Raw genomic sequence first — 2,042 nt, 5'->3', positions numbered from 1 at the left:
CTGCCGCTGCCGAGGCAGGCGAAGGCGCCGCCGGGGCCGATGCTGCAGCCACGCCGCCCGCCGCTGGATAAACCGCTAAGCGGTTTCGTCTTCGAGTTCGAGCAACTGTTTTTCTACGTGGATGTTGCGGTTTGCCAGCCTCACTTCAACCACGAACAGCGTCAGGCCAACAATCAGCAACAGCATCGCCAGGATAAAGCCGGCGGCGATGACGACGCTCAGGTCCAGGCCGGTCAGCCCCATGATAAACAGCGTTGCAATCAGCAGACTCACCGTCATCGCGCCAAGCGTTCCGAGCAAAATGGCGGAATTCACGACGCCTGCCCGCCGGTCAAGATTGCGCAGTTCAAGCACGACGCGGGTGTGCTCTTCGCCTTCGGTGCGGTAGAACGCAGCCATCTGCACCCGTTCGCGGTCAATCACCCGCGCAAGACGCCCGGCGAATAGCTGCAGAATGTTGCCGGTGGCCACCAGCAGAAATGCCGGGGCCATGGCAAGCTGAATCAGTTCGCCGATCTGGCCGATTTGATCTGAAGAATTGAACATGCGTTTGAACTAACCCCCCCCGGCTGTTTCGTATTTTGACTTATAACCGGGCTTGGCAGGGCAGCAATCGTCAATTGCAGCGCCCGCCGGTTTCACCCGTCGTTGCGGCAATGGAGCAGATGCGCTGCAACCCGGTTGGATGAAATGGCAATTGACCATCGGCCTGTTTGCTGTCTGATGGGACGCCGCACCAGGCGATGTCTGTTATCCTGCCGAGCGAAAGATGCACTTCATGTCTAGCGACAGCCCTGCACCCGTTGATGGCCATGCCTCAGGTCGGCCACCGGAGGGCTCCACCTTCAGCCCACGCGCCTTCATGCAGATGATGCTGGGCCACGGTCATGGTGGCCATATCGGCATGCGTTATGGCGACCATGGTGACAATTGGGTCGAACTTCAGCTGCCCTACAGCGAAAATCTGATCGGCGATGAAAGCAGCGGCGTTATCGCATCCGGGCCAATCATCAGCCTCATGGACAATGCCACCAGCCTTTCGGTGTGGACTGCAATGAAAGCCTTTCGCCCGCAAGTGACGCTTGACCTGCGCGTCGATTACATGCGCCCTGCGGCCCCCGGCAAGACGGTGTTCGGGCGCGGCGAGTGCTACAAATACACCCGCTCCATCGCCTTTGTGCGCGGGGTTGCGCATGATGGTGACCCGGGTGACCCGGTGGCGCATGTTGCCGGCACCTTCATCCACGTCGAAAATTTTCTGGGCTGATTGATGAGCGACACAGCAACCCTTGCCGCCATCGAAGCAATCCTGCCGCCCTTTGCCAGAACAATGGGCATGAATGTCGACCATTTGCTGGGCGAAATGCCGGTTATCGCTTACGATTTCAGCCCGGCGGTGACGGGGCGACCGGGCTATCTGCACGGCGGAGCGCTCAGCGGCCTGCTCGAGATCGCAGCCATAGCCGCATTGCGCACGCGCATTGGTGGCGATTATCGCGTCAAACCGGTCAACATCACCATCAACTTCATGCGTGGCGGGCGAGAACTGCGCACCTATGCGGTGGGCGAGGTCATCCGGCTTGGTCGCCGCGTCGCCAATGTCGAGGCGCGGGCGTGGCAAGAGGATGCGACCAAGCCGGTCGCAACGGTTTTTATGAACTTCCTGCTGTCACCCGCAACAGCCGGACAATGATCTGCCCCTCGAAAGGCTGAGGGTCCTGCCCATCGAACCGGGCAAGCGATGCATCGGCGCGAACCCGCGCCAGAATATCCGCAGCGACGTCTGCATCATGGACCACCAGATCGGCACTGCCCAGCAGGCGCAGCTGGCGGATGGTCAGATCATCGGGATCATCTGAATCAATTGCTATCGTATAGACCCCTGCCTGTGCGCTCGCGTTCGGGGCATATAGCCACTCCTGAACCGCCGTATCCGTGGCATTAGCGAGCGGATCAAGTCTTCCATTCGGGGCCAGCGCAGCATCAATCGCGCGGCGGCGCTCAGCGCCATCGGGCCAGCGCGCGCGGATCGCATCGCGGGC

The 2,042-nt window shown here is 60.8% G+C and carries 3 protein-coding genes and 1 pseudogene; 2 read left to right on the top strand and 2 right to left on the bottom strand.

Going from position 1 to position 2,042, the window contains the following annotated elements; genetic code table 11:
- Positions 1-75: 75 nt before the first annotated feature.
- Positions 76-546, bottom strand: a complete 471-nt coding sequence (locus ACEW8G_RS15425; protein WP_373489281.1) for a DUF2721 domain-containing protein — start codon at positions 544-546, stop codon at positions 76-78.
- A 232-nt stretch (positions 547-778) separates the two neighbouring features.
- Between ACEW8G_RS15425 and ACEW8G_RS15420 the strand changes: the two genes are divergently transcribed.
- Both ACEW8G_RS15420 and ACEW8G_RS15415 read left to right on the top strand, forming a co-directional pair.
- Positions 779-1,267: a PaaI family thioesterase gene (locus ACEW8G_RS15420; protein WP_373489280.1), complete on the top strand. Its 489-nt coding sequence runs from the start codon at positions 779-781 to the stop codon at positions 1,265-1,267.
- Between the two features lie 3 nt (positions 1,268-1,270).
- On the top strand, positions 1,271-1,693 hold the full coding sequence (locus ACEW8G_RS15415; protein WP_373489279.1) for a PaaI family thioesterase: 423 nt from the start codon (positions 1,271-1,273) through the stop codon (positions 1,691-1,693).
- Here ACEW8G_RS15415 and ACEW8G_RS15410 read toward each other — a convergent pair.
- Positions 1,653-2,042 (bottom strand): annotated as a pseudogene (locus ACEW8G_RS15410) (siroheme synthase); the annotation flags it as partial. The gene ACEW8G_RS15415 and the pseudogene ACEW8G_RS15410 overlap by 41 nt on opposite strands.

Origin of the sequence: Blastomonas sp., assembly GCF_041747255.1 — a bacterium.
GTDB lineage: Bacteria > Pseudomonadota > Alphaproteobacteria > Sphingomonadales > Sphingomonadaceae > Blastomonas.
Note: the sequence above shows the minus strand (reverse complement) of the source record. Positions and strands in the feature narration are given on the sequence as shown.